Genomic DNA, 20,825 nt, shown 5'->3' with positions numbered 1-20,825 from the left:
GCGGTCCCGACCGGCCGCGCTCTGCAATCTGCTCCGGCGGCGGTATCCGTGCCGCCGGACGACTCACGACGAGACCCATTCATGCGATTGATTACTGCGGCGCTGCTTGGCGCGGCGGCCCTCGTGCCGTCGCTCGCGCCTGCGCAAACCCCGCTGCCCGATCCGGCGGATGCCACCGTGGCCGTGCCGGACGTCACCGTGCCGTCCGCATTCGACGGCTACCGGCCGTATCGCGACGACGAAGGCCCGGGCTGGAAACAACTGAACCGGGACGTGATGGAACGGCCCGCGAAAGAACGCACGACGGGTCACGTGAAGCCCGGCAACCTGGCTGGCAGCGGCGGCGCCCATTCGATGCACGGAGGGGCCGCGCAATGAAGCACCTGGCGATATCGCCGCGGATCGGCGCGGCTGCGGTCGTGCTGGCGTTCCTCGCGGGCTGCACGACGTTTTCGAAGGACGGCGGCTTCGACGCCGTGTCGTCCACCGCGTCCGAGCGGATCGGGAAAGACGCCGTCGTCGTCCGCACCGATGCCGACCGCGAAGCCGTCGACAAGCGGACCAAGGAGTTGCTCGCGAAACCGCTGTCGATGGACGACGCGGTGCAGGTCGCGCTGCTGAACAACCGTGGCCTGCAGGCGTCGTACGCCGAACTCGGGCTGTCGGAGGCCGATCTCGTCCAGGCGGGCCGGCTGCCGAACCCGAGCTTCTCGTTCAGCCGCACACGCGCCGGCGATGGCGAGCTGACCCTCGGCCGCACGTTCTCCGCGAACGTGTTCGCGCTGCTGACGATGCCGCTCGCGACGAACATCGAACGCCGCCGCTTCGAGCAGACCAAACTCGAAACGGCCGACGCGATGCTGAAGGTGGCCGCCGACGCGCGCCGCGCGTATGTCGAGGCCGTCGCCGCCGAGCAGGCCGCGAACTATGCAGGGCAGGTGCGTGATGCCGCGAGTGCGGCCGCCGAACTCGCGCAGCGCATGCGGCAGGCCGGCAACTTCAGCCGCCTCGACTACGCGCGGGAACAGGCGTTCCATGCCGACGCGGTCGCGCAGCATGCGAAGGCGCGCCAGCAGGCCGTGGCCGCGCGCGAGAAGCTCACGCGTGCGATGGGGCTGTGGGGCGAACGCACGCAGTACGCGCTGCCCGAGCGCTTGCCCGACCTGCCGAAAGCGCGACCGGACCTGCCCGATCTCGAACGTTTCGCGATGAGCAACCGCCTCGACATCCGGGCCGCGAAGCTGCAGACGCAGGGTGTCGCGTCGTCGCTTGGCCTGAGCAAGGCCACGCGCTTCGTCAACGCGGTGGATCTCGGCTACGTGAACAACTACGAGACCGGCAAGGGTCATGAGCACGGCTTCGAGATCAGCGTCGAGATTCCGCTGTTCGACTGGGGCGGCGCGAAGGTCGCGCGGGCGGAGGCCGTCTACATGCAGTCGGCGAACCGGCTCGCGAAAACGGCTATCGATGCGCGTTCCGAGGTGCGTGAATCGTATGCGGCCTACGTGACGAGCTACGACGTCGCCACCCACTATCGCGACGAAGTCGTGCCGCTGCGCAAGACGATCTCGGACGAGCTGATGTTGCGCTACAACGGGATGCTCGCGAGCGTGTTCGAGCTGCTGGCCGATGCGCGCGAACAGGTCGGCGCAGTGAACGGCTACATCGACGCGCTGAAGGACTACTGGCTCGCCGAAACCGATCTGCAGATGGCCGTTGGCGGCCGGTTGCCGTCGTCAGGTGCTGCGCCGCGCGCGACGCATTCCGCCGAACCGGAACCCGAATCCACTTCCAACGCCGACGCTGCACCGCAGCCGGCTTCCACCCCCGCGGCGCAACCGGCGCCCGCGACACAAACGCATCCGGAAGGTCATTGACATGGTGTCCCGTCGACAATTTCTCAGCGGCTCGGGCGCCGCGCTGCTCGGTGCGGCGATGGTCAGCAAGGCCGGCGCCGCGTCGTTGCCCGAAGCGCCCACGATGGCGAAAACCGCCACGCAGCCGCCGCTCGTGCCGCCGAACGGCCGGCCGTACACGCCCGTCGCGACGCTGAACGGCTGGACGCTGCCGTGGCGGATGAAGAACGGCTGGAAGGAGTTCCACCTGACGGCCGAGCCCGTCGTGCGCGAGATGGCGCCCGGCATGAACGCGAACCTGTGGGGCTACAACGGCCAGTCGCCGGGCCCGACGATCGAGGCCGTCGAAGGCGACAAGGTGCGCATCTTCGTGACCAACCGGCTGCCCGAGCACACGACGATCCACTGGCACGGGCTGCGGTTGCCGAACGGGATGGATGGCGTCGGCGGCCTTACGCAGCCGCACATCCCGCCCGGCAAGACCTTCGTCTACGAGTTCCAGCTCGAGGCGCACGGCACGTTCATGTATCACCCGCACGCCGACGAGATGGTGCAGATGGCGATGGGGATGATGGGCATGTTCATCGTGCACCCGAAGGATCGCGGCACGATGCCGGTCGATCGCGATTTCGTGTTCCTGCTCGCCGCGTACGACATCGATCCGGGCAGCTACACGCCGCGCGTGAACGAGATGACGGACTTCAACATGTGGACGTTCAATTCGCGCGTGTTCCCGGGCATCGATCCGCTGCCGGTGCGCGCGGGCGACCGCGTGCGGATTCGTTTCGGCAACCTGACGATGACGAACCATCCGATCCACCTGCACGGCTACAGCTTCGAAGTCGCCGGCACCGACGGCGGCTGGATTCCGCCGGCGGCGCGCTGGCCGGAAGTGACGGCCGATGTCGCAGTGGGGCAGATGCGCGCGATCGAGTTCACCGCCGATCGCCCGGGCGACTGGGCATTCCATTGCCACAAGTCGCATCACACGATGAATGCGATGGGCCACCAGGTGCCGAACCTGATCGGCGTGCCGCAGAAGGATCTCGCGAAACGGATCGGCAAGCTCGTGCCCGACTACATGGCGATGGGCAGCACGGGCGGTGCGATGGGCGGCATGGAGATGCCGCTGCCCGACAACACGCTGCCGATGATGACGGGCACAGGCCCGTTCGGGCCGCTGGAGATGGGCGGCATGTTCACGGTCTGCAAGGTGCGGCAGGGGCTTGGCCGCAACGACTATCGCGATCCGGGCTGGTTCAGGCATCCGAAGGGCACCGTTGCCTACGAATACACCGGCGAATTGCCGGACGGTTGAGACCGAGCAGCAGCACGCGGCGGCCGCGCCGATGCGGCCGCCGGTTTCATTTCACTCACACGGGAGTCGACACGATGAAGAAGGGACTGGTTTTGATGGCAACGGGTTGCGCGCTGGCGTTTTCCGCCGCGACGTACGCGGCCGGCGACATGGCCGGCATGGACATGGGCGGCGGCGCGAAGCAGGGCGCCGACGCGGCGCAGCGCATGTCGCACGGTGAAATCCGCAAGGTCGATACGGCTGCCGGCAAGCTGACGATCAAGCACGGCCCGCTGGAGAACCTCGGGATGGACGCGATGACGATGGTGTTCAAGGTGAAGGACCCGGCGATGCTGTCGCAGGTCAAGACCGGCGACAAGATCGACTTCGTCGCGGAAGAAGTGAACGGCGCGCTGACCGTCGTCGAACTGAAGAAGCCGTGACGCGGAGCGTGAACATGAAGATCACGACACTCGCGCGGCTGGCCGCGTTCGCCGCGGCCGGTGCGATCCTCGCGGCCGCACCGGTCGCGGCCTCGGCGCACGGCAAGCTCGAAAGCGCTACACCGGCGACGGGCAGCACGGTCGACACGGCGCCCGACACGCTGCGGCTCACCTTCAACGAAGACCTCGAACCGGCATTCAGCTCGGTGAAGGTGTCGGATGCGAACGGCAACGCCGTCACGCAGGACAAGGCGAAGGTCGATGCGGCGAACCCACGCGTGATGACCCTCGCGATGCCGACGCTCGTGCCCGGCGCGTACACGGTGCAGTGGGCCGCGATGACGGCCGATGCGCATCGCACGAAGGGCACCTATACGTTCAGGGTGAAAGGGTGAACGACGGCTTCGTCGGTCTCCTGCGGCTCGTGTCGGTGGCGATCCAGAACGCCGGGTTCGCCGTCGTCGTCGGTGCGCTGCTCGGCAACCACTGGCTCGCGCGTGGCGCGTCGGCGTGGCAGCACGGCGTCGGGCGGCGGCTCGTCACGACGCTGCGCGTCGCGTCCGTCGTATCGCTGGCCGCGAGCGTCACCGCGTTCTGGGCGCACTGCGCGCTGATGAGCGAAGTGTCGTTGCTCGAAGCGGGGCCGGCCGTCCACTCGATGCTCGCGGGCACCGGGTTCGGTCATGCGTGGCTGGCCGGAGCCGTATTCATGCTCGTCGTCGTGCTGCTGTCGTTCGTCAGGCGCGCGAACGACACGCGCATTCCGTTCGCGATCTGGGCCGCGCTTGCCTGCGTCGCGCTCGCGCGCAGCAATGGCGGGCATCCGGTGGATGCGGGCTGGTTCAGCGTGCCGGTGTGGATCGACTGGTTGCATCTGCTGGCGATCAGCGCATGGGTCGGGCTCGTTCTCGTGACGGTATTCGGTGTGATGCCGCGGCTCACCGCGATGCCCGCGAGCGAGCGCACGACCGGCGCATCGTTCGTGCAGTCGCTTTCCGATGCGTCGACCTACGCATTGATCGTGCTGTTCGCGACCGGTGCGTACAACGGCTGGCGCGGGGTCGATACACCCGCCAACCTGCTCGCATCGACGTACGGGCAGATCCTGCTGCTGAAGCTCTCACTCGTGCTGATCGCCGCGGCGCTCGGCGGACACAACCGCTTCTTCGGGATGCCGAAGTTGCTGGCCGCGCTGAAGGATCCGGCTGCCGCGATGCCGGCTGTTTCGATGAAACGGTTCGGCACGGTGTTGCGGATCGAGGCGGTTGTGCTCGGTGGCGTGCTGATGGTGGCGGCCGTGCTCGTGTCGAGTGCGTTGCCGGGGACGGTGTAGCACGACGCCGCGGTGGCGCGGCGGCGCAGGCACGCGGGGCGATCGTCATTGGGACAACGGACTTTCGTCAGACGATTTCCCCGCTTTTTCAGGCACAAACGCGCACTGGATGGCGATCGCAGCGCGATAACGACAATTACATCAGCCTGTCTGTCGATTACCAAAAACTGTCATTGAGCGCCGCTAAGCTTTCGCCACCCTCACAACCGGGATTCCCCGTCATGCGCTCGACAATCCGCCTCATCACCCCGCTATTGCTGCTCCCGACGCTCGCCGCGCCGGTTTTCGCCGCCACCGCCGCGCCCGTCAGCCCGAACTGCGGCGGCAGCACGACGCCGATCGCCGAGATCCAGGGGCCGGGCGCGCCGTCGCCGCTCGCCGGCCAGAACGTATCGATCGAAGCCGTCGTCACCGCCGATTTCGGCGGCACGGACGGCTTCGGCGGCTTCTTCGTCCAGCAGGCCGACGCGCAGCGCCGCAACCAGCCGGGCGTGTCCGAAGGCCTGTTCGTCTACGCGCCGAAAGTGCGGGCGAAAGCGGGCGATCTCGTGCACGTGACGGGCAAGGTCGAGGAGAAATACGGACAGACGCAGCTCACGCAGTCGGGCGCGATCGCGGTGTGCGCGAACGGCCAGACCGTCACGCCCGCGACGCTCACGCTGCCGGTCGACAGCCCGAACGCGTTCGCCGCGTATGAAGGGATGCTGGTGCGCCTGCCGCAGACGCTGAACGTCACCGACAACTACGAGCTCGGCCGCTACGGCAGCGTGATGCTCAGCAACGGCCGCCTGCGCACGCCGACGAGCGTCGTGCCGCCCGCGCAGGCACAGACGCAGATCGATGTGAACGCACGCAACCGCCTCGTCCTCGACGACGGCTCGAACAAGCAGAACCCCGCGACCGTGCCGTATCCGGCGCCGGGCCTGTCGGCCGCGAATACGCTGCGTGCGGGCTACACGGTGCGCGACATCGAAGGCGTGCTCGAGGTGCGTTACGGCGCATGGCGCGTGCAGCCGCTGCCCGGCGCGGCCGTGCCGGCATTCGAAGCGCGCACGAACCCGCGCACCAACGCGCCCGCGCGCGATCCGAAATCGAACCTGCGCGTCGCGTCGTTCAACGTCCTCAACTACTTCAACGGCAACGGTCTCGGCGGCGGCTTCGACGATCCGAACAACCGCGGCGCAAAGAACTTCCAGGAATTCCAGCGCCAGGAAGCGAAGATCGTCAGCGCGCTGAAGTCGATCGACGCCGATGTGATCGGCCTGATGGAAATCCAGAACAACGGCTACGGCGAACTGAGCGCGGTGCGCCAGCTCGCGGCGAAGCTCGGCAACAATTGGCGCGTGGTCGATCCGGGCGTGTCGCGCCTCGGCGGCGATGCGATCACCGTCGCGATGATCTACGACAGCCGCAAGGTCGAACCGGTCGGCCGCGCGGCCACGCTCGCGATCGACGACAAGAACCGCCAGCCGCTCGCGCAGTCGTTCCGGCTGGTTGGCGGCAACAAGCAGTCGCTGACGGTGGCCGTCAACCACCTGAAGTCGAAGAACTGCCCGGACGCCGCGAACGACGATCTCGACCAGGGTGACGGCCAGGGCTGCTGGAACCCGACGCGCACGCGCGCGGCGGCGAAGGTGGCGGACTGGCTCGCCGGCAACCCGACGGGCGTCGCGGGCCAGGGCGTGCTGCTGATCGGCGACTTCAACAGCTACACGTATGAAGACCCGATCCGCACGCTCGAATCGCGCGGCTACCGCAACCTCGTCGCGCGCTGGATCGGCGCGAATGCGTACAGCTACGTGTACAACGGCGAAGCCGGCTATCTCGATCACGCGCTCGCGTCGCTGCCGCTCGCGTCGCACGTGAAGGCCGTGCACGAATGGCACATCAACGCGGACGAGCCGCTCGCGCTGCAGTACACGCTCGCCTACAAATCGGCGGAGCAGCAGAAGACGTTCTACGCGCCGGATGCATATCGTTCGTCGGATCACGACCCGGTGCTGATCGATATCGCGCTGCCGGGCGGCGGGCATTGATGGCGGGTTGAACGCGGATTGAACGCAGGTGAGGCGCGGCGTGCGGCGAGGCTGCACGCCGCGCCTCGTTTCTTCCGGAACGGCCGGCCGGTGCAAGGGTAAATAATTCCGCAGAAATCGTCGCGAATTAACGTAATCGGTATTTTATGGATGACGCGATGCGGATAAGCGTATCGATTGAAGAATGGCTGAAGTGAATCGAATCATTGAATGATGGACTGCACGTGCCGTCATATCGCATTAATCGATCTCCGATAATTAAAATGAAAGAAAAATTCCGGCGATCTGAAGGCTTTCGAGGCGCTGCGTCAACTCGGGAAAGGATTCCTGGTTGTGCGAGAAAAGCAGGATATTCGGCGGATTATTGCCGGTGAGGCGCGCAATGCACAAATAATCCCGTTTTCTTTCAATTGCCAGACACTGTCCGCCGTTAGCATCATTGCGGGATTTTTAATATCCGAATGATCTTTGACAACGCGGCGCAGCACCGCATATTTTGTCGATGTCGTAAATTCAAGTAATCAGAAAAGAAGTCCAAACTGCAGGGGGCGGTTCAAGCACGATTCTCGCCAGCAGTTTGCTGTGTCTGTATCACGTTCAGTCTCTTGAAGCAGTCCGATCCCAACCGCCTTTTGTGCGAGTGGCGGGTGTTGCTGCGCGTCTCGCCGGCGAAGGCGGCCTTTGTGAAGTGGTATCCGAACCAAATCAAAGGGCAGAGATGAAACCAGACAGGAGCTGTACCGGTAGCCGCCGTGCCCGTCGCGGCCGGATGGCCGGGCTAGGCGCATTGACCGCCATGACACTGGCGCTCGCAGCGTGCGGCGGCGACGATTCGTCGTCCGTCGGCGCGTCGAGCCTGGCGCAGACGACCGCCAGCCAGCAGGCCAGCGCACAAGCGGCCAGCAGTCAGGCGCCGGCGGCCAACCAGCCTTACGTCGACCAGGTCGCCTATTCGATGAATGCGACCGACGGCCTCGCCGCCGCGCAGGTGTCCGAGAAAGCGGCCGTCATGCATTACCAGTGGAAAAACGGCGGCACGGCCGTCAACTACACGACGACCACCGGCCACCTGACCGCGCAGGACGCGAACGGCAATGCGGAAGCGTCGATGTCGTATGTCGCGTACACCGCGCCGAGCACCAACGGCAAGCCGCGCCCTGTCACGTTCGTCTATAACGGCGGCCCCGGCTCGTCGTCGATCTGGCTGCGGCTCGGCTCGTTCGCGCCGACCCGCGTGGCCACGCCCGATCCGGGGTTCGGCAGCAACTGGCCGAACTATCCGCTCGTCGACAACGCCGACAGCCTGATCGACACCACCGACCTCGTGTTCATCGACCCGCCCGGAACCGGGCTGTCGGAAGCCGTGTTGCCGAACACCAACCAGAAGTACTGGGGTTCCGATGCGGACGTGAACATCATGCGCGACTTCATCCAGCGCTACCTGAACGTCAACAGCCGCAGCACGTCGCCGATCTACCTGTACGGCGAATCGTACGGCACGCCGCGTACCGACATGCTCGCGCTGGCGCTCGAATCGGCCGGCGTGCACCTGACGGGCATCGTGCTGCAGTCGTCGATCCTGAACTACTTCGCGGATGCGGTGGAAGCCGTGGCGATCACGCAGTCGACGGAGGGGCTGCTGCTTCAGACCGACACCGTGGCCGGTTACCTGCCCGGCTATGCGGCGGTCGCGGCGTATTTCAACCAGGTTTCGCCGGCACCGGTGAACCAGGATCTGTACGCACTGCAGACGGAACTGTTCACGACGCTGATCTACAACCAGCTGCAGAAGTATTCGCAGTCGTGGGTGTTGAGCCAGCTCGGCATTCCGGATGCGCTCGGCACGCCGGTGTTCCCGAGCAATGCGACGCTCAAGCTGTGGGGGATACCGTCGAGCCTGACGCTGCAGGCGCTGCAGGGCTACTTCAACGCGAACCCGTTCGGCACGAGCCTGCTGCCCGGAACGACGATCGGCCGGTATGACGGACGCGTGTCGTTGCCGAACTCCGATCCGCGGCTGCAGAACGACGGCGACCCGTCCGACATCCTGATTTCGCAGCCGTTCACGAACGCGCTCGCGACGCAGATGCCGGATTACCTCGGCTATACCGCACCGAACGCGACCTACCTGCCGCTGAACGACAACATCATCGGCGTCTGGGACTTCACGCACGACGGCCAGCCGATGCCCGACACGATCCCCGATCTGCTCGGTGCGCTGCAGCTCAACCCGAAGCTTCGTGTGCTCGCGGAGAACGGCTTCCACGATCTCGCGACGCCGTTCTTCAACACCGAGAAGCAACTCGCGCGGCTGCAGACGGTGAAGGGCTTCAATCCGAAGCTGCAGGTGAACTTCTTCCAGGGCGGTCACATGATCTACCTGGACGACGTCGCCCGTCCGCAGATGAAGCGGGACCTGAAGACGTTCTACAAGGGCGCGCGGATTCCGACGGCACTGACGCTGCACACGCTGCCGCCGCCGTGGCCGGATGAAAACCCGCCCAGCGTACCGACCGGCAGCATCCCGGGCGCGACGGCCGCGACGACACTGGCGGCGGCCCCTTGAGCGGGACTCCTTGTCAAAGGAACCCTCTATTCATCCATTGAATGCGAGTGATCATGTCCCTAATCAAATTGATGCGGCGTATGTCTCCGTTGATCGTCCTCGGTGCCGTGATGAGCAGTGCTTACGCGTTGCCGCCGCAGTCGGTGGCGCCCGTGAAACTGCCGCACGGCGGGCGCGGTGTCGACGGTCCGTTCTTTCCTGCCACGCGGGCGGTACCGGTGCTGCCGTCGACCGGCGCGACGCTGCAGCAGCAGGCGCAGCAGCGCGTCGACGCGCGGCTCGGCGCCAATACGGTGCTGAGTAACGGCGCGGCCGTGACGAAGGCGCAGGCGCAGAGCAGCGGTCTGGGCTTCGTGTCGAAGCACTTCGACGAGATCGATGCGAAGCACACCGGCCGTGTGACGATGAGCGATGTGCGGCAGTTCATCCAGCAACGGCAGGTGCAGGCGCAGCAGGAACAGCAGGACGAGTGACGTAGCAGGCAGGGCGGCGGCCGGTGCACGATGCGCGCCGGCCGCCGGTTGAACACGGCGGGATGCGGGCGTTGCCGAGAACGCGACGTTCCGGAGCAACGATGACTGTGTCGCCGGGGCGGCGCGACTATCGCGCGAACCGCTCCTGCGTCGCGCTGCCGTACACGGCATGGATCGAGCCGGCCAGCATGGCGAGAATCAGGCCGATGCTGATGGCCACGCGATAGACGCTGGTGATGTCGACGTAATGCTGCAGGCCGGGCACGCCGATCTGCACATAGATCCAGCCGACCAGCGGCACGATCGCGTAGAAGCTCGGCAGTGCCAGCACGCAGAGGATCGAGAACAGGCTCCATTCCTTGACGAGCGCGTCGCGCCCGCGCATCACGCCCCACAGCAGCAGCGCCGCGAAAAACAGTTCGAACGAACCGTTCATCTGGAACGGCGTGCCGCCCGATGACGTCGTCGCGGTCGGGCTGCCCAGCAACTGCCCCCAGTACAGCAACGCGGCACCGTTCACCGCGGTCAGCACGGCCGTCGCGGCGGCGAGCGGCCGCATCCGCTGCGGTTGCGGCTTGCCGCCGAAGGCGGCGCGGAGCAGGGCCGGCGCCAGCGCGCACACGCCGATCGCGCTCAGTGCGTAGATCCACCGCGAAACCGGCGCCGCACCGAGCACGCTGCTCTGGAACGCGGCGAGGCCGGCGGGAATCCAGCGCTTGCCGGCTTCGAACCGGTCGAGCCCCGGCGCCACCAGGTAATGGTCGGCCACGATGACGAGGCCGGCGATGCAGAGTGCCGACAGCACGGGCACGCCGATCCTGGCCGCGGCTTGCGTCCACGCGGGCGGCAGCGCCGGCTTCGCGTGGGCCGCTGCCGGGCGGGCCTTCTGGAACCACCGGTTCATGCACAGCAGCAGATAGCCGAACAGCATGCATTGCGCGATCAGCACTGCCACCGCCGCAAAGTTCGACGTGTTCTGGTCGACGTCCGGATAGACCATGCCGGCCCAGATCCAGTCGATGCGCGTGAAGGGCGCGGTCAGCAGGAATCCGTAATTGATCGCCATGTAGGCCTGATGCTGCGCGATGTCCCGGCGCACCAGGTGATAGATCGACATCCACAGCGACGCCGTCACGCCCAGCGCGAGGAACCACAGGCCGGTGGCGAACGTCAGTGTGTCGTACATCATCGCGACGGGCGTGCGCACCATGTAGGTCATCGCGCCGATCATCGCGATCTGCGACGAGACCATGTAGATCACGCCGGCCGAGCGATGCCAGCGCGGATGGTCGCGGCGCAGCGCCGGCCAGAACTGCAGTGCGCCGAGCAGCATGCACGTGCCGCCCATGATGTTGTGCAGCGACAGGATGACGATGTTGGCCTTCGGCATCTGCGCGTAGTAGAGCACGGTGTCGTAGAAGCCGTTCTCGCCGAACATGAGCCGTGCGGACGTCAGCCGGGCCGCGATCCAGATGAACGGATCGTCGGTGCCGAGGATCTGGCTCCACGCCGGATTGCCGCCGGCCGTCGACAGCGCACGCAGTTGCTCGCGCGCATGCAGCAGGCTGTCACCGGAGATCGCGCCGAAATTGGCCTGTCCGGTGGCGATCGCGATCAGGCCGTACAGGATCGTGACCCCGGCGAACAGCAGGAACGTCGCGGTCGCCCACGATCGCAGGCGTCCGCTTGCGGCCTCGCCGGGCGGGGCCGCGCTTGTCGCGGGGGTTCCGATTGCATTCGGTCGTGCCATTGTTGTTTCTCCCTGGGTCGTTCGTGTCGTGGGCGACGCACTCAAAGCCATGCCATGCCTTGCCGGACCGAGTCGTGCGCATGCTCGGTCAGCGGATCGCCGTGCGCCAGCGCGACGCGCTCGAACGGCCATTCCAGCAGCCTGTCGACGCAGGCGCGGGCCACGCGTCGATCCCGGTACACCACGCGCAGCAGCGGATGCCAGCCGACGTGGCCCAGGAGGCCGCCCATACGCAGGTAATGGCGGGTCAGCCAGTGCGGCGACTGGTGGAAGTTCTCGACCAGGTCGCAGGCAATCAGCGTGCGCGTGGCCGGGTGGTAGAACACCGTTTCGCCCAGCAGGCAGCCTTCGATCGTCAGCAGTTCCAGATCGCCTCGCCACTCCGGATGCGGCGTATCGGTCAGCACCGCGCCGAAGTGCAGGTCCCGGCGTTTGCGGTGCAGCGCGGCCGGGCCATGCAGCACCGCATGCGGATACGCAGCCGCGGCCTCGCCGGCATAGGTGTGGTGAAACAGGTTCGGGCAGACGAGATGCGCGACTTCCCCGAGCGCGTCGAGGTCGGCACGCAGCCGGCTGTCCAGCGGCACCGGCGAATGCAGCAACAGCCGGCCCGACGACAGCCGGATGACGGTCATGCGCGTGCCGACGTGCAGGCCTATGAAAGAATGGGCGGCCGACACCGTCCAGATATCCTTCGCCAGGGATTCGAGTGCAGACATCGCCAGATCCGACAATGTTTGGGTTGCAAACATTGTTGACCGTTACATTGAACACTGTCAAATGAGTGAAAACCCCCGGAATCGCAAGGCGAGCTACCACCACGGCAATCTGCGGCAGGCCGTGCTGGATCTGGCCCTGACAACGCTGGCGCAGTCCAGCGCACATGAATTGAGCGTGCGGAATCTGGCGACGCAACTCGGCGTGTCGGACTCCGCCGTCTATCGCCACTTCGTCAACAAGGATGCGCTGCTGCTGGCGCTGGTGGTCGAGGGGTTCCGGCGCCTGACCCAGGCGCAGGTCGACGCGTTCGCCGCCGGGATCGCGCGCGGCGCGTCGGCACGCGACGCGTTTCGCGCTGGCGGCCTGGCCTACGTGAAGTTCGCCCGCGCCCACGCCGAACTGTTCCGGCTCATGTTCGGCGGCTTCACGGATCCGCAGCAGGACAACGGCGAACTCGCGCGCGCCCGCCGCGAAAACAGCGACGTGACGGCGGAAGCGATCCGGCGAATGATCGGGCCGCTCGCCGATGACGCACAGCTACGGACGTACAGCGTCGGCGTGCGCAGCTTCGTGCACGGTTTCGCGATGCTGTGGATCGACGGTCACCTGGACGGCGACGAAACCGATATCGAGGCACTGGCGGAATCCGCACTCGCATTCTCGATGGACGCGCTGCCGGCCGAGCGTCGCGGGTAGAGCGGATCGATCGGGCGGGTGCGGCAGGAACAGCAGGACGCGGCGTAACGGGCCGCGCGCCGGCCGCCGGACCGCAAACCGGCATTCAGATTGCGTGGCGCGCGTAGCGTCGAGCCGTGGCCGACGGCAATTCGCCGAACATCGCGCGATAGTCCTGCGCGAAGCTGCTCAGGTGCCAGAAGCCCCATTTGGTGGCGGCGGACGTCACGGATTCGCCGAGCCGCAGCTCGCGGCGTGCGTGATTCAGGCGGACGGCTCGCAGGTACGCGATGGGATTCAGGTTGAGCGCGTCGTGGAACGCGTACTGTGCGGTACGCCGGCTGATGCCGAGCTGCACGCACAGTTCGGCGATCGACAGCGGGCAGGTCGACGCATCCTGCAGCCGCTCCTGCACGGCGTTGACGAGCGACCAGTACTTCGTCGGGCGCGCGGCTTGCGCGCCGGCCTCTGGCGCGGTGGCCGTCAGCACCTCGGAGATCGCGTACAGCACGGTGCGCTCCAGCAGTTCGATCCGGTCCTGTGTCGTCACGTCTGCGATGGCGGTACTTTTCGCCGCGGCGGCCAGCGTCCGGCGCAGCAGGTCGCGCAGGTTGTCCGCGACATAGGTGGCCATCGGAATCAGCGGCGCGAGGGGGCGTGCGCGCAGCGACGCGGCAACCGTGCGCATCGCCTCGGTCGACAGCTTGCCGGGTTCGATTTCGACGTTCACGAGCAGGTGCCGGTCGGGCGAGTAGAACTCGAATTCCGGCAGGCTCGAGAACACGTGCAGGCTGTCGCGCCCGCTCTTCTCGCCGCACATGCGCGCATGGCCTTCCAGCTCCAGCGGCACGGCCACGGCGATCCGGTCCGACGGCACCGCGCCGCGCTGCAGGATGACCTTGTCGAGATCCTCGACCAGCAGCTTGATGCCGCCCAGCGACACGATCGACGACGAGCCATGAAACAGGCCGCCCGAGATCTGCGTGTAATTCAGGTCCCAGCCTTCGAACGAGCGCGCCTGTTCCTCCACGTCGGTGAACGCGCAGAACGCCACCGTTCGCGCGAACAGCGGGGCGCCAGAGAAATCGCTCGGGTGGGCAGACGGCGTCATCGGGGCAGGAGGGGCGGGCCGGGTCGGGTCATTGTAGCCGCACGGCGGGCCGGTCAAAAAGCGCCGCCTCGTGGAAACCCTCGCTTGCCGAAATCCGATAGTGGAAAGCGTTTCGGCACCCTACCTTTGGCATGAATACGATGCAACGGCCGGGCGCCCGGGGACGTCCCCCGGCACGCGAACGAGGACCAGCCGCCCGCCGGCATGCGCGCGCTGCCGGGCGCCTGAGCGGACCTGAAAGAGGCGTACCCGCGCGCGTCGTGTTTTACCGAGCGGCTCGGCAGGGCGGTGGGGCGGTGGGGCGGCCATCCGCCATCCGCCATCCGCCATCCGCCATCCGCGAACCCGCCGAGCCATGCCGACAACGCACCGTGGTGCCTATCTGGAGAGACGTTGATGGAACTTCCCCGTGGCGGATTCTGGAGAAACTGGGTCGGCAATCAGTCGTGCGTGGCCGCGCACCTGGCGTCGCCGGCCAGCGAGGCCGAGATCGCGGAGCTGGTGCACACCGCGACGCGGCAAGGCAAGCATGTCCGGTGCTCGGGGTCGGGGCACTCGTTTACGCCCGTCGTCGCGACGAGCGGGCTGCTGCTGTCGCTGCAGGATTACCAAGGCATCGTCGATGTCGATCAGGGCCGCAAGCGCGTGACGGTGAAGGCCGGCACCAAACTGAATGCGGTGACGCGCCACCTGAAGGAGGTCGGCCTGTCGCTCGTCAACCAGGGCGACATCGATTCGCAGGCGATCGCCGGCGCGCTCGCCACCGGCACGCACGGCACCGGGACGACGCTCGCCAACCTGTCGTCGCAGGTCGTCGGGATGCGCATCGTGCGGCCCGACGGCTCGATCATGACAGTGAGCGACCGGCAGGACCTCGACCTGCTGCACGCGACCCAGGTGAACATCGGGATGTTCGGCGTGGTGTCGGAGCTGACGCTGCAGGTGACCGATGCGTTTTGGCTGCACGACCGCGTGTGGCGCGAGGACTTCGAAGCGTTGATGGAGCAGTACGACGAGCTGGCCGCGAAGCATCGGCATTTCGGCTTCTTCTGGTGCCCGACGTCCGCCAGCCGCGATCTCTACTGCCTGCCCGACACCGGCAAGGTGTCGAACTCGAAGAAGGACTACGACGTGTGCGAGATCAAGGTGATGGACGTCACCGACGAACGCACATTCTACGAAGGCGAGCACGAGAAGATCGCGTACAGCTCCGAGGTGTACGCGATCCACTACGTGCCGAACTTCCACGAACTCGAGTACGCGGTGCCCGCGCAACACGGCAAGGAGGCACTGCGCCGGGTGCGCGACCTCATCCTCGCGAAACACCGCGACTGCATTTTCCCGGTCGAGTACCGCTTCACGAAGGGCGATCCGGCGTGGATCAGCCCGTTCAACCACCAGGACAGCGTCACCATTTCATGCTCGGGCGGCCCGAACGGCGTCGACTACTGGCCGTTCCTGAAGGACGTCGACACGATCCTGCGCGACTACGGCTCGCGTCCGCACTGGGGCAAGCTGCATTTCACGAACCGTGACGACGTGGACCGCTGGTTCCCCAAGGCCGAAGCGTTCCGCGCATTGCGCCGCAGTGTGGACCCAGAAGGTTATTTCCTCAACGATCACCTGCGGACGCTGTTCAGTTAAGCAGACCGAACGAACCAGACTGGAGAACGACACATGAATGTCAAGATTGACGGCCGCCTGGCCGGCAAGGTCGCCATCGTGAGCGGCGGCGCCGGCGGCTGCGGCGGCGCGGCGTCCGAACTGTTCGCCGCGCAGGGCGCGAAGGTCGCGATCATCGACCGCGACGGCGACGCAGCCGAAACGCTCGCGTCCCGGCTGCGCGATGCGGGCCTGCAGGCGATCGGCCTCGGCGCCGACGTGTCGAAGCAGGCGGAGGTGCGGCAGGCCGTCGACGCGGCGCGGCAGCAGTACGGCAACGCGGACATCCTGTTCAATCATGCCGGCACGCTGATCGTCAAACCGTTCCTCGACATCGAGGAGTCGGAATGGGACTGGCTGATGGGCGTGAACGTGAAGAGCATGTTCCTGATGACGCAGGCGGTGCTGCCGCAGATGCTGGAAAAGGGGCGCGGCAGCATCGTCTGCACGTCGTCGATTTCCGCGGTCTGCGCGACGCCGGGCGAGGTGCTGTACGACGCGACCAAGGGCGCTTGCCACATGTTCGCGCGGGCGATTGCGGTCGAGTATCGCGATCGCGGCATTCGTTGCAACGCGCTCGCGCCGGGGTTCATCCGCACGCCGCACGGGATGCGCGAACTCAAGGATCTGCAGGCGATGGGTGTCGATGCGACCGAAGCGGCGATCGCGATTCAGCAAGGCCGGCTGTGCGAGCCGTCGGAAGTCGCGGCGGCCGCGCTGTTCCTTGCTTCCGACGAGTCGAGTTTCGTCAACGGCACCCATCTGTTCGTCGACAACTGCTTTTCCGCCGTCTGATCTGCGAGGTTCCCGGGCTCGCGGGTTCGGTTTCGAAGCTACGCGACATGCGACGCTAATCGTGCTGGCCAAGGCGAAAGACGCTGCGCAATTCGTCGTGGTTGTGGACGTTGAGCTTGCGGTAGATCTTTCGTACGTGATCGACGACGGTGCTGTCGCGCAGCGCGAGGCAGCGCGCTATTGCGGTTTGCGAGTGGCCGAGGACGAGTAACGAGCAGAGCTGCCGTTGCCGTTCCGTCAGACCGAACTCGAAACCGAGACGTTCGATTTCCAGTTCGTGCGGGAGGAAATGCTCGATGTAGATCACGATCGCCTGTTCGCAGTGCATTGCGCTCGCGTGCGCAAAGCGATACGCCTTGAACTGGAAGCGGCCGGCCGCATTGCGGCGTTCCATTGTGGCGGGTGCCACCGGGAGGCCGCACCAGATGCGATTGACATTCGTCAGCAGCGGCGCAAGCCAGTTCGGAAAGCAGTCGCGACGATAGAACGCAAGCGGTTCGCCGGATGCGAGCGCCAGCATTCTGGTGCTGTCCTCGCTCTGCAGCAGGAGCTTCCCGGTGTTGTCGATGACCATGATCGCCGACTGGCTGCCTTCCGCTTCGCGCAGTGGCTGATGGTTCGGGCACGAAAGCGCATGCGCGATATGTCGCGCGAAGGGCGCGATGTCCCGATGGTTCTTTTCCGAGAACGGGCGACTGCCGGGCGCACGGCACAATTTCAGGCTTCCCCAGCCACGGGTGCCATCGGTCGCCGTCAACTCGAGACAATGTCGCATCCCGACCGGCCGCCACAGCTCCGCATACATTGCACTTTCCAGCAGCGCTGCGTCGTAACGGGCGCTGTTTTCGAATCCGCGGCCGCGGCGCATCGCATCGGAGAACGTGACGCCGAGCACTTCCTGTTTTTCGGTGTTGTGGACGTCGGCAAAGTAGGTGGGCAGGACTTGATAGACGGCGTCGTTTTCGCTGTATACGTCCGACACGGCGTAGTGCTCGTCGGTATAGAAGAACATGCCCCAATCGGCGCCCACGATGCGCCGCGTCGCTTCAACCACATGAGGAATGACGAGGCGCGGTTCGATGCCAAACGAACACAGTCGCCGGATGTGGCCCGCTAGCGCGACATATTTGTCGGACATGGTGCATCCCTTGACCTGCGACGGGCTTGCATGCGACGGCGGCGCAACGCGGGCCGCCCGAGCCTTGCGCCTACGGTGTCCAGTCTAGGTCGGCAAGTCGACGAATTCCACAATTGCCCCCTCGTCAGGGGGCGTTAAACCGGCGGGCTGATTTCTATCATTAATCCATTCCTGCTGGTTGCCCTGCCTGGTGCGCAGTGGCTCGAAGCGCGAGATCCGCCCAGTCGCGGGAGCGCTGCAGGCACGTTCGATCCGCGTTGCGGCACGATGCGCAGGCAAACGCATGCACGAGGCCGCAGCGAGGCAATATCGCGTATTCGGATGCGAATGCGCTGGCCCGGGGGAAGTCACTGGAGGACGCGAAGGTCGCTCGATGGAACCTCGAACGTGCGAAGCCGACGATGGCTGGCGCGACGCAGTGGAATGCTCGCGATTCGCGAGGCGCGGCGCATGCCGTCAGGGCCGACGTTGTCGCATCGGCGAGGTGTGTCGAATCGCGCGGACGGCCGGATCCCGGCTCCGTTCCCGCGTACGAGTCGCAATGTCTTTTCATATGAGGTGCCACGATGAAGACGGTTTATAAGGCGGCGCTGGCCGCCGTGTGCGTGCTGGGTGCGGCGGGGCTTGCCCGTGCGGACGGCGGAGCCGACGAGAGCCCCGGCACACCCTCGGATGCCGCGATCAGCGCCACCGCAGTAGGCTCCATGCCCAGTGCCGGGTCGCAGGCGGGCGGCCCCGCAGTGATCACGCGCGCTCAGGTGAAGGAGGAACTGATGCGCGCGCGGAAGTCGGGCGAGCTCGAGCGGATGAATCAGTTCTACGGCGGCGGGCAATAGGGGCGTGTGACGAACCGGCGCGGCCGCCCGGACCATCGGTGGCCGCGTGGTTGGTGCCGGGGTTGCATGCGAGGACTTTTGTGAGCGGCAATGCGACCCTCGCGACGATCACGGCCATGGCCGTCAGGCGAGTGATCGACGGCCAGAAGCGTTGGAGTGCCGGATCGAGGTCGTTCCGCATCGATGTCGAAAGAAACCGACTCGCGGCATCGAGCCAGCGAGTCGGTTTTTCAGTGTGCCTGATGATGCTTCAGACAGACGGATCGACGTTCGCCTCGAGTTCGCGGATGCGATCGAGATTGCGCGTGTCCTTCAGCACCGGCGGCCCCGCGAACGAGTTGCGCACGCCGAAGCCGTACCAGATCACCATCAGCACCACCACGAAGCCGACCAGCACGTACAGCACCTTTTCGTTCGGCGGCTGGATGCCGACATACGCGAGCACACAGGCGCCGACCAGCGCGAGCAACGCACACGGCTTCGACCAGATCCCCAGTTGAAACGGGCCCTTGTCGGTCCACGTACGGCCTTCGGCCAGCATCCCGGAGCCGATCGGCATCGCATACGAGATGAACAGGAACACCGCGCTGCCGGCGCTCAGCACCGAGAACGCGTCGCCGTACAGCGTGACGACGATCGCGAGCACCGCACACGTCCAGATCGCGGGCCCGGGCGTCCGGTGGGCCGGACTTACGCTGCGCAGCAGCTTCGACGCCGGCAGGCCGCCGTCGCGTGCGAATGCGTACACCATCCGCGATGTCGACATGATCGCGGCGAGCCCGCACACGTAGTTGATGAAGAACATCGCGAGTTCCAGGCTGACGCGCAGCGTCTTCGGAATCGGCGCGAGGATCGCTTCGAAGAAGCCCGTGCCCTGCTTCATGCCGGCGGTCAGGTCGGGCATCACCAGCACGAACGCGCACACCATCACGTAGCCGAACACCGCGGACCAGAACACCGAGCCGATGATGCCGCGCGGCACGTTCCTGGCCGCGTCATGCGTCTCTTCGGACGTGTGGGCGGAAGCATCGAAGCCGGTGATCGTGTAGGTCACGAGCAGCAGGCCGGACAGGAACGCGAGCGGCGTGGCCTGCTTCGGCCATGCACCGCCATCGACGCCGGTGAAGTTGGTGAACGTCACCAGCCGATGCACATCGAACGCGACCGGCGAGTAGTAGAGCAGCGACACCACCAGCGCGATCGTCACCACGAAAATCAGGTAGCCCGACAGGTCGGTGATCTTGCTCGCGATCCTGATGCCGCGTGCATTCAGGATCGCCTGCGAGATCGTGATGAACGCGATGAACCCTGTCTGGTGCCACCAGGTCAGGCTGTCCGGACTGACACCGAACATCGGCGCGATCAGCGTCTTGAAGAACGGGTCGTAGGTGCCGAAATTGATCGCGGCGATCACGAAGATGAGCCCGATCAGGTTGAGCCACGCCGTCATCCACCCCCACTTCTTGCCGCCGAGGATCGCGCCCCAGTGATAGAGGCCGCCGGCCGTCGGAAACGCGGACGCGATTTGCGACATCGACACGGCGACGATCAGTGCGAACAGCGAGCCCAATGGCCAGCCGAGGCCGACCGACGCGCCGCCGGTGGCGGAAAACGCGAGCTGGAACGCGGTAATGCCGCCCGACAGGATGCAGATCACCGAAAACGACACGGCGAAGTTCGAGAAACCGCTCATACGTCTCGACAGTTCCTGCGCATAGCCCATCTTGTGCAGCAGGCTTACGTCACTGTCGGTGCCTGAATCAGGCTGGAATTTTGCATCCATGGTCGCTCCGTCACGAATGTCCTGCGTGGCAGGACCGTCATCGCCGCCCGGGCCGTGCAATCCGGCCCGCTCCTGGGATTCGTCGGCGGCTCGCGATGCCGGGGTCGAGCGGCAATCGCTTTCCAGTCCGATGCGTGAACGGTATGAAATCAAATCTCCCGGCTCTATCAGATTTCGGCAACGTAGTGAAAATCCGGAGGGATGCACCATTCGAGGGCGGTGGGCGGTGGGCGGCGGGCTGGGGGCGGCGGCGGTCGCGGGAAGCGCGAACGGTGACACGCGAACGGTGACACGCGAGCCCGCGTGGCGGCGGGTTGCGTCAACGGCGGGCGATCCGTCTGCGTGGTCGGC

Annotated in this window: 18 protein-coding genes; 13 read left to right on the top strand and 5 right to left on the bottom strand. The window is 66.0% G+C overall.

Going from position 1 to position 20,825, the window contains the following annotated elements:
- Nucleotides 1–81: 81 nt before the first annotated feature.
- The 9 genes from ACPTTF_RS31000 to ACPTTF_RS30960 all read left to right on the top strand — a co-directional run bounded on the left by ACPTTF_RS31000 (nucleotide 82) and on the right by ACPTTF_RS30960 (nucleotide 10,004).
- Entirely contained in the window at nucleotides 82–378 is a 297-nt protein-coding gene (locus tag ACPTTF_RS31000; RefSeq protein ID WP_423369503.1) for a hypothetical protein, read from the top strand.
- Nucleotides 375–1,877, top strand: coding sequence for a TolC family protein (locus tag ACPTTF_RS30995; RefSeq protein WP_423369502.1), 1,503 nt, complete (start codon nucleotides 375–377; stop codon nucleotides 1,875–1,877). Before ACPTTF_RS31000 ends, ACPTTF_RS30995 begins: the two co-directional genes overlap by 4 nt.
- 1 nt (nucleotide 1,878) lies before the next feature.
- Entirely contained in the window at nucleotides 1,879–3,174 is a 1,296-nt protein-coding gene (locus ACPTTF_RS30990; protein WP_069250682.1) for a multicopper oxidase family protein, read from the top strand.
- Between the two features lie 74 nt (nucleotides 3,175–3,248).
- Complete coding sequence (locus ACPTTF_RS30985; RefSeq protein ID WP_423369501.1) at nucleotides 3,249–3,596, top strand: copper-binding protein; 348 nt, start codon at nucleotides 3,249–3,251, stop codon at nucleotides 3,594–3,596.
- A 14-nt stretch (nucleotides 3,597–3,610) separates the two neighbouring features.
- A complete protein-coding gene (gene copC / locus ACPTTF_RS30980) occupies nucleotides 3,611–3,991 on the top strand; it encodes a copper homeostasis periplasmic binding protein CopC (RefSeq protein ID WP_423369500.1) in 381 nt (126 codons plus the stop codon).
- Complete coding sequence (locus ACPTTF_RS30975) at nucleotides 3,988–4,929, top strand: CopD family protein (protein WP_423369499.1); 942 nt, start codon at nucleotides 3,988–3,990, stop codon at nucleotides 4,927–4,929. Before copC ends, ACPTTF_RS30975 begins: the two co-directional genes overlap by 4 nt.
- 221 nt (nucleotides 4,930–5,150) lie before the next feature.
- Nucleotides 5,151–6,965, top strand: a complete 1,815-nt coding sequence (locus ACPTTF_RS30970) for an ExeM/NucH family extracellular endonuclease (RefSeq protein WP_423369498.1) — start codon at nucleotides 5,151–5,153, stop codon at nucleotides 6,963–6,965.
- Between the two features lie 718 nt (nucleotides 6,966–7,683).
- Nucleotides 7,684–9,531 (top strand): S10 family serine carboxypeptidase-like protein, encoded by a 1,848-nt coding sequence (locus ACPTTF_RS30965; RefSeq protein WP_423369497.1) that lies wholly within the window; start codon nucleotides 7,684–7,686, stop codon nucleotides 9,529–9,531.
- Nucleotides 9,532–9,572: 41 nt separating this feature from the next.
- On the top strand, nucleotides 9,573–10,004 hold the full coding sequence (locus ACPTTF_RS30960) for a 2-oxoglutarate dehydrogenase (protein ID WP_423391196.1): 432 nt from the start codon (nucleotides 9,573–9,575) through the stop codon (nucleotides 10,002–10,004).
- Nucleotides 10,005–10,131: 127 nt separating this feature from the next.
- Here the strand turns inward: ACPTTF_RS30960 and ACPTTF_RS30955 are convergent, their stop codons facing one another.
- Both ACPTTF_RS30955 and ACPTTF_RS30950 read right to left on the bottom strand, forming a co-directional pair.
- Nucleotides 10,132–11,754 (bottom strand): DUF2306 domain-containing protein, encoded by a 1,623-nt coding sequence (locus tag ACPTTF_RS30955; protein ID WP_423369495.1) that lies wholly within the window; start codon nucleotides 11,752–11,754, stop codon nucleotides 10,132–10,134.
- A 41-nt stretch (nucleotides 11,755–11,795) separates the two neighbouring features.
- On the bottom strand, nucleotides 11,796–12,389 hold the full coding sequence (locus ACPTTF_RS30950) for a DUF4336 domain-containing protein (protein WP_243771591.1): 594 nt from the start codon (nucleotides 12,387–12,389) through the stop codon (nucleotides 11,796–11,798).
- A gap of 22 nt (nucleotides 12,390–12,411) precedes the next feature.
- Between ACPTTF_RS30950 and ACPTTF_RS30945 the strand changes: the two genes are divergently transcribed.
- Nucleotides 12,412–13,170 (top strand): TetR/AcrR family transcriptional regulator, encoded by a 759-nt coding sequence (locus ACPTTF_RS30945; protein WP_423369494.1) that lies wholly within the window; start codon nucleotides 12,412–12,414, stop codon nucleotides 13,168–13,170.
- A gap of 85 nt (nucleotides 13,171–13,255) precedes the next feature.
- Here the strand turns inward: ACPTTF_RS30945 and ACPTTF_RS30940 are convergent, their stop codons facing one another.
- Nucleotides 13,256–14,260, bottom strand: a complete 1,005-nt coding sequence (locus ACPTTF_RS30940) for a helix-turn-helix domain-containing protein (protein WP_423369493.1) — start codon at nucleotides 14,258–14,260, stop codon at nucleotides 13,256–13,258.
- 396 nt (nucleotides 14,261–14,656) lie between these two features.
- On the opposite strand from ACPTTF_RS30940, the gene ACPTTF_RS30935 reads away from it, so the two are divergent.
- The gene (locus ACPTTF_RS30935; RefSeq protein WP_423369492.1) at nucleotides 14,657–15,904 is read left to right on the top strand and encodes a D-arabinono-1,4-lactone oxidase; all 1,248 of its coding nucleotides are present in this window, start codon (nucleotides 14,657–14,659) and stop codon (nucleotides 15,902–15,904) included.
- 33 nt (nucleotides 15,905–15,937) lie between these two features.
- On the top strand, nucleotides 15,938–16,717 hold the full coding sequence (locus ACPTTF_RS30930; protein ID WP_423369491.1) for an SDR family NAD(P)-dependent oxidoreductase: 780 nt from the start codon (nucleotides 15,938–15,940) through the stop codon (nucleotides 16,715–16,717).
- 55 nt (nucleotides 16,718–16,772) lie between these two features.
- Here the strand turns inward: ACPTTF_RS30930 and ACPTTF_RS30925 are convergent, their stop codons facing one another.
- Complete coding sequence (locus ACPTTF_RS30925; protein ID WP_423369490.1) at nucleotides 16,773–17,855, bottom strand: helix-turn-helix transcriptional regulator; 1,083 nt, start codon at nucleotides 17,853–17,855, stop codon at nucleotides 16,773–16,775.
- A gap of 566 nt (nucleotides 17,856–18,421) precedes the next feature.
- Between ACPTTF_RS30925 and ACPTTF_RS30920 the strand changes: the two genes are divergently transcribed.
- The gene (locus tag ACPTTF_RS30920; RefSeq protein WP_166955076.1) at nucleotides 18,422–18,691 is read left to right on the top strand and encodes a DUF4148 domain-containing protein; all 270 of its coding nucleotides are present in this window, start codon (nucleotides 18,422–18,424) and stop codon (nucleotides 18,689–18,691) included.
- Between the two features lie 250 nt (nucleotides 18,692–18,941).
- Here ACPTTF_RS30920 and ACPTTF_RS30915 read toward each other — a convergent pair whose 3' ends face one another.
- Nucleotides 18,942–20,474, bottom strand: coding sequence for an amino acid permease (locus ACPTTF_RS30915; protein WP_423369489.1), 1,533 nt, complete (start codon nucleotides 20,472–20,474; stop codon nucleotides 18,942–18,944).
- Nucleotides 20,475–20,825: the final 351 nt, after the last annotated feature.

This window comes from Burkholderia crassaminum (assembly GCF_964265005.1).
In the GTDB taxonomy this organism is placed as follows: domain Bacteria; phylum Pseudomonadota; class Gammaproteobacteria; order Burkholderiales; family Burkholderiaceae; genus Burkholderia.
Note: the sequence above shows the minus strand (reverse complement) of the source record. Positions and strands in the feature narration are given on the sequence as shown.